This is a genomic window from Pseudorhodoplanes sp., from assembly GCF_050250235.1.
Classification (GTDB): Bacteria; Pseudomonadota; Alphaproteobacteria; order Rhizobiales; family Xanthobacteraceae; genus Pseudorhodoplanes.
The window spans coordinates 1-6,100 of record NZ_JBFWPA010000231.1 but is presented as its reverse complement, the minus strand read 5'-3'; the positions used below and the strand labels follow the sequence as shown (position 1 = coordinate 6,100).

The window sequence follows — 6,100 nt, the reverse complement described above, 5'->3', positions numbered from 1 at the left end:
GCCCCAGTCCTTCGTCGCCAAGGTCGAAGGCGGAGAGCGCCGGCTCGACGTGCTGGAGTTCCTCGACGTTGTCGATGCAATCGGCGCCGATCCGGTTCGGACTCTGCGGACGCTGCTCAAGCGTCTCACCTAGGCGTCGGGAACAGGACGGGAACTTAAGTTGTGTTCCGCTAACGGAACACGTGAACGTTGCCCGAACATCGCCGAGCTTGCGCCCAAAGTCCGAGACTGCCGCAGGCGTAAGCCGCCGAAGCGGCGCGCAGGGACAGGCGCTTTTAACCGTCATGTCGAGCAACGCGGCGAGCGCCCAGCATCCTCGACATTCCACTCGACTTCGTGCGCGAACAGAGCGTGTGTGTTCCTCGCAACGAAGGACATAGCGATGACGACCGGTATCCCTGAGGCCACGATCAGATGCTTTTTGGCCGGCATTCGCGAGCGGCTTGAAAATGCCGCCGCGACCGCGAAGGCGGCCGAGACCTGCGGCGAAGCCGGCAACCTCGAGCAGGCCCTCGCCATCGTGCTCGATGTCGAGCAGCCGCTTTACGAGGTCACGACCTATCTCAACGCGGCGAGCCTGATGAACCGCACCTGCCGGGACTGACGCTCGTCATCAGGTCGTGAGGTCCCCTACCCGCCGGCGCTTGGCGCCTTTGCGGGGTCGTGGTGGTGGCGGCATCCCACCGCTACATCAGGAGGACTTCCATGAAGCGTCCCACGTCATCGAAACCCCGATCATCTATATCCACGCTACAAGCACCGGTCGGGAAACGTCCCAGCCCATCCGTCGCAGGCACAAAATCGCCGACCAAATCCAAGCAGGCGAATGTGCTGGCTCTCCTGCATCGACCGCAGGGCGTCACGATCGCCGCCGTCGTGAAAGCAACGTCCTGGCAACCCCATTCGGTGCGCGGCTTCCTTGCCGGTGTGGTCCGCAAGAAGCTCGGGCTGAACCTCACCTCGGAGTTGGTGAACGGGGAGCGCATCTATCGCATTGCTGCAAAACCTTCGGTCAAGCGCGCTGCGAAACGCACGAAGGACGGCGCGCGATGAAGTCCGACATCGATGTTGCCGCCATCGCGGCGGAGATCATGCAAATCCGAGGCATGTCGATCGATCGTCTGCGCCTTCGTTGGCGACAGACCTTCGGCCGGACGCCGCCGAAGGGGCTCACTAAGGATCTGCTCGGCCGTATGATTGCCTATCGCATCCAGGAGGAGGCGTTCGGCGGCCTCGACCGGGCGACAGCGCAGTTGCTCGATCGGCTGGCGCGGGATGGGAAGGGAGGAGCCGAGCCGACCCGCCGCCTGAAGGCCGGCACTATTCTTGTCCGGGAATATCGGGGCGAGCGCCATACCGTCACGGTCGTGCCCGATGGCTATGTGTGGCGTGAGCAGACCTATCCCAGTCTCTCGACCATTGCCCGCGCCATCACCGGCATATCCTGGAACGGCCCCCGCTTCTTTGGGCTGCGCATGGCCAAAGACACCGATGGCGCGGCGGCGCCCCTTAAAGGTACGAAGCCACAGCGCCGCAAGCGTGTGGTGAAGGTGCCACCCAAGTTGGACGCGGCCGGCCGCGTCGTCCGGCGTCACGTCCGCGCGACGATCTAGCGGTCGATGGCCATGGACAAGCCAACGAAGAAACTCTTGCGATGCGCGATCTACACCCGCAAGTCGACCGATCATAATCTCGATCTCGAATTCAACTCACTGGACGCGCAGCGTGAAGCTTGCGAGGCGTATATTAAAAGTCAGGCACATGAAGGCTGGCGCCTCGTGCCGGACCGCTACGATGACGGCGCCTTCTCGGGCGCATCGCTCGAGCGCCCTGCCCTGCAATCGCTCCTCGACGAGGTGCGCGGTGGCAGGATCGACACGATCGTGGTCTACAAAGTTGACCGTCTCACCCGCTCGCTCGCCGACTTCGCCAAGCTCGTCGAGCTGTTCGACCGCTACGGCGTCTCATTCGTCTCGGTCACGCAGTCGTTCAACACGACCAGTAGCATGGGGCGGCTGACTTTGAATGTTTTGCTGAGTTTTGCTCAATTCGAGCGCGAGGTGATCGGCGAACGTGTCCGTGACAAGATCGCGGCCTCCAAACGCAAGGGCCTCTGGGTCGGCGGACCGGTTCCGCTCGGATATAAGAGCGTCGACAAGAAGCTTGTCGTCGTCCCCGAGATGGCCGACCGCGTGCGCATGATCTTCACGCGTTATGCCGAGCTTGGATCCCTCGGGCTTCTCGCCAAGGAACTCGACAGGCAAGGCATCCGCTCCCTCTCGGGAAAAACCAAGACATCGACCCGCGGCATTGCCATGCCGATCTCCATGGCCGGCGTCGCCAACCTCCTGCGCAATCCGTTCTATGTCGGCGACGTCGTCTATCGTGACCATGTCGCGCGCGGCGATCACGACCCGATCATCGACCGCGACCTCTTCGATGCTGCGCAGCGCATCCTCGACGCCAACGCCGTCGAGCGCATGAACCGTCTCAAGGGCACGCGGGCTCTTCTTGCTGGCCGCCTGATCGATGACCGCGGCAACCGCATGACGCCTAGCCACACCAACAAGAACGGCGCCCGCTATCGCTACTACGTCTCGATGGCGATCTTGCAGAAGCGCTCACATCAAGCCGGCAGCGTCTCGCGCGTGCCGGCTCCGGAGATCGAGACCGCCGTCATCGACGCACTTCGTAAGCGGTTCGTAGGCGATCGGGACAACGGACCAGACGTTCGTGAGGACGAAATGATCGATCGCCACGTTGAAGCAATCACCGTCAAGCAAGGAACGCTTGAAATTGTCCTCAAGTCTGCGGAGCGGCACACGCCGAGCGACAAAAACAAACGTCGCGGAAAAGCAGCAGATCGCAATGGCGCCGACAATGAAGATGGCATTGGCTCAGTTTTGAAGGTGGTGTGGTCGCCGCCAACGACGGGCAACATTAAAGGTGTAGCGCATGCGCCGTCGCAGGCCGCAGGAATCAAGCCTGAGAATCGGGACGCACTGCTTCTCGCCATCGCCAAAGCGCGCCGCTGGGTCAACGACCTTGCTGAAGGGCGTGTCGCATCGCTACATGACATCGCCAAAGCGGAAGGCAAGGTCGAACGCCACATCCGGCTGCTGGCGCCGCTGGCGTTCGTTTCACCGATGATCGTGAGAGCCATTGCGGCTGGTGAATCCGACCGGACCCTCACGGTGGTCGGCTTGGCAAAAAAGGGCGATGAAAGATGGTGACATCAATCAAGCTGTGCGCCGACGACATCCACAGAGACGCAGAAAAAGAAAACGTACCTCTCGGTGAGCTGATCACCAGCAACACAAGCAATCAACCGCATCAAGCGGATAAACCACGTATAATCCTGGGCCATTATTGCTATGACGCACGGAGCCATTTTTGGCTACACTGGCTTGGCTATCCAAAAAGAAGCCTATGGTTGCCAATTGTTTCAGCCCACGGCCATGCACACGGGTTCGTGTCAATGCCTATCGATATAAAGTTCTCCCTTGAATCGGTGAGCTTTCTGCCAAGAGAGCCGCATTCTGTGCTTATCCGTCAATTGGAGCGCCCCGCCCCATGTAAGATGCTCGCGTGCGACGTCACTGAGCATCGAAGAAAAGATAGGGCTGCCATCATCTAAAAACGCCACTAAACCGCAATCAAATGCGGCATCCCACAGTGCCGACAGCAGCAGGCCGTTATGCACGTCGAGCCGCTCGGCATCACTTTCGCACTCTGCCCACGGGATGATGTGCGACGCGCGCAGCAGAGCCGGATCGGAGATTCCAGTCAGCGGACAGCGCCCTTGCCAATAGTCCATCAGGCGATCGCGAAAAACGTCCTGCCCTATCCGCTGGACGATGAGCCTCTCGGCCTCGGTGGTTCGAGGCAGGCCTGCCACCCGGCGCTCAAACTCCTGGAGCGGTGCATCGGGCAGGCTGACACCCAGCTCGTAGGTCCGATGTAGCGCCGCGTAGAGCGAGCCGAGTGTGTCGAAGGCAAACCGGGCGCGGCCAGGCCCGGAGACGGTGGCCGCAGGCAAGCTCAATTCCTGTATGACGCCGGGATGAACAAGCGCGAGAAACCATGGCCCTTGCGGTCCGCCTGCAGCGAGATAAATCGTCCCGTGCGCCGTGGTCGAACCGAAGGCCGCCCAGCCGGCCTCTTCCCCCAGAATGCGGCGGAAGCCGTTCTGCGATGCGGCCTTCTGGCATTCCTCCCGCACGACAAAGGATTGAGGCGCTTCGATCGTCATCGCGGCGGCCTCAGATGTCCATGGCGAACAGCCGCCGTTCCCGCTGACCCGAGCCAGCGCGGGACACGATCCCGAAGCAGTAGTCGAGAACGGCTTCCTGAAACGCCCGATGGGCGTCGGACAGACGATAGGCGAACTCCGTCGTCTCATGCTTCGGGAAGGCGCGATCTTCGTCCCACTCCCCCGAGACGAGATCGATCCGGCGTCGCTGCACGAAGTGTCGAGCCAGACGCTCGCGATAGCGCGTGTCCTCGAAGTCCATCGAGGCGAATGACGGATCAACGAGCGAGAGAAGTCGCGCGAAAGCCTCTTCGTCTCCAGAATGCGGCGTCGCGGTCAAAAGGAGCATCCGCCGTTCGGGATTCCGGGCCAACCTCAACAGAAGCTCGAAGCGCTGCTGCCGACCCCGGTGTGTGCCCACGCAGGCGTGGGCTTCATCAACGATGACGAAATCCGGGCAGGCTCGCGTGAAGCCTTCGCGGCGTTTCTCGGCCTTGATGTAGTCGAGGCTGACGACCGTAAAGGGATAGGCGTCGAACAGCGTCTGAGCGAGCGGCAGGCCGCGTTCCAGCCGGCTCGCGGTGCCTGACGTAACCGGGACGGCGTCGATTCCGAAGCGCGCCTTCAGCTCTCCGACCCATTGCTCGACTAGATGCGGCGGGCAGAGGATCGAGAACGCGTCCACTTCACCTCGGTCCATCAGCTCGCGCAGAATGAGGCCCGCCTCGATCGTCTTGCCGATGCCCACGTCGTCCGCGATGAGCAGCCGCGGCGCAGCCAAGCGAAGCGCCATCAGCAAGGGTACGAGCTGGTAGGTCCGCGGCTCGAAGGCGAGTTGCGCGGCGGATCGGAAGGGCCCTGCGCCACGGCGCAATGTCAAGCGCATTGCGTCCACGAGCAACGCCGCTTTCGCCTGAACCGTCACCGCAGCGTCGGCAGGGAGATCGAAGCGAGCGGGCTCGACGGGCAGGAGTTCAAGCACCGGATCGAGGACGATAGTATCGCTCTCGCCACCCGACAGGGGACGAAGCGCCAGCACACCATCCCGGGGGGACGGGAGCGCGACCCACTCACGTCCGCGCGCACGAACCAAGTCCCCAGGGGCATAGTTTATCGTCATCGGATTATTCCCCGAACATCGAGAGCATCGCATCGGGTACACCCGCAGTGACGGCTTCCGGCAATTCGAACAGCGTCCAACCCTTGGCTTCCGCCTCCTGACGCGTTGACTCGGTCAGAGAGGAGACGCAAGCGGCGACGAAATGGCTGCGCCAAGCGAAGGTCATCGCCTGACCGGCGAAGCTGACGGCCGAAGTGTCAGACGAAGGAATCCCCGCGTCCTTAAAGACGCTTTTCCATCCTTCGCCTTCGCCCGACTGGTCCGAGCGCGAAGCGAGCGTGACCCGGCCACGCGCCAGATCGACCAGCACCTGCTTTACCTGATCGCTAGTCCGATCGATCAGCTCGTGATCAGGCTGATTGAAATAGGAGAGGAGACAGCGATAGCAGCCGTGAACACAGGCCACGCCTTCACGATCAACAAGCAGCTCGGGGTCGCCCGCCGCGATCGCCTCGTCAACCTTCTCGAAGTGCATGAGGACCAGCGCTTCGCGGGCGACGGCGCCGAGCGCTTTCGGGTCCTCAATCAGCTGGCTCAAAACGCCGGCGCCGCCCTCGGTAGCTTCGTAAGCCAGGACGGCGCGACGATTATCGCGGGCAGGCAGCGGCTCGCCAAGAACCTCGCCCTCTTCCAGTTGGAAGACCACCTCAATACCCCGCATGAGGGCGTGTGGGACCGTCACGATCGTCTCGGGCGCATAGCTTCCGGGCTCGATGTAACGGTTGTGC

Annotated in this window: 7 protein-coding genes; 4 read left to right on the top strand and 3 right to left on the bottom strand. The window is 62.1% G+C overall.

What is annotated here, in order from left to right; genetic code table 11:
• Positions 1-382: 382 nt before the first annotated feature.
• From AB7F49_RS37310 to AB7F49_RS37295, 4 genes are all read left to right on the top strand, one after another.
• Positions 383-604, top strand: coding sequence for a hypothetical protein (locus AB7F49_RS37310; protein WP_428532400.1), 222 nt, complete (start codon positions 383-385; stop codon positions 602-604).
• A gap of 101 nt (positions 605-705) precedes the next feature.
• Positions 706-1,053, top strand: a complete 348-nt coding sequence (locus tag AB7F49_RS37305) for a DUF3489 domain-containing protein (protein ID WP_428532397.1) — start codon at positions 706-708, stop codon at positions 1,051-1,053.
• Positions 1,050-1,613 (top strand): DUF2924 domain-containing protein, encoded by a 564-nt coding sequence (locus AB7F49_RS37300; protein ID WP_428532394.1) that lies wholly within the window; start codon positions 1,050-1,052, stop codon positions 1,611-1,613. The genes AB7F49_RS37305 and AB7F49_RS37300 overlap by 4 nt, the downstream gene beginning before the upstream one ends.
• 12 nt (positions 1,614-1,625) lie before the next feature.
• Positions 1,626-3,233 carry a recombinase family protein gene (locus AB7F49_RS37295; protein ID WP_428532391.1) on the top strand — a complete coding sequence of 536 codons (1,608 nt, stop codon included), beginning with the start codon at positions 1,626-1,628 and terminating at the stop codon, positions 3,231-3,233.
• 242 nt (positions 3,234-3,475) lie between these two features.
• Here the strand turns inward: AB7F49_RS37295 and AB7F49_RS37290 are convergent, their stop codons facing one another.
• The 3 genes from AB7F49_RS37290 to AB7F49_RS37280 form a co-directional block, all read right to left on the bottom strand.
• Positions 3,476-4,252, bottom strand: coding sequence for an HNH endonuclease (locus AB7F49_RS37290; protein WP_428532388.1), 777 nt, complete (start codon positions 4,250-4,252; stop codon positions 3,476-3,478).
• A 10-nt stretch (positions 4,253-4,262) separates the two neighbouring features.
• Positions 4,263-5,372: a DEAD/DEAH box helicase gene (locus tag AB7F49_RS37285; RefSeq protein ID WP_428532385.1), complete on the bottom strand. Its 1,110-nt coding sequence runs from the start codon at positions 5,370-5,372 to the stop codon at positions 4,263-4,265.
• 4 nt (positions 5,373-5,376) lie between these two features.
• A partial coding sequence (locus AB7F49_RS37280; RefSeq protein ID WP_428532382.1) for a DUF1998 domain-containing protein occupies positions 5,377-6,100 on the bottom strand: 724 nt, incomplete at its 5' end.

What these genes read in the sequence shown, in the direction of transcription:
- AB7F49_RS37290 (WP_428532388.1), bottom strand. Translation starts at nt 4,252, where the DNA reads ATGACGATCGAAGCGCCTCAATCCTTTGTCGTGCGGGAGGAATGCCAG.
- AB7F49_RS37285 (WP_428532385.1), bottom strand. Translation starts at nt 5,372, where the DNA reads ATGACGATAAACTATGCCCCTGGGGACTTGGTTCGTGCGCGCGGACGT.
- AB7F49_RS37310 (WP_428532400.1), top strand. Translation starts at nt 383, where the DNA reads ATGACGACCGGTATCCCTGAGGCCACGATCAGATGCTTTTTGGCCGGC.
- AB7F49_RS37300 (WP_428532394.1), top strand. Translation starts at nt 1,050, where the DNA reads ATGAAGTCCGACATCGATGTTGCCGCCATCGCGGCGGAGATCATGCAA.
- AB7F49_RS37295 (WP_428532391.1), top strand. Translation starts at nt 1,626, where the DNA reads ATGGACAAGCCAACGAAGAAACTCTTGCGATGCGCGATCTACACCCGC.
- AB7F49_RS37305 (WP_428532397.1), top strand. Translation starts at nt 706, where the DNA reads ATGAAGCGTCCCACGTCATCGAAACCCCGATCATCTATATCCACGCTA.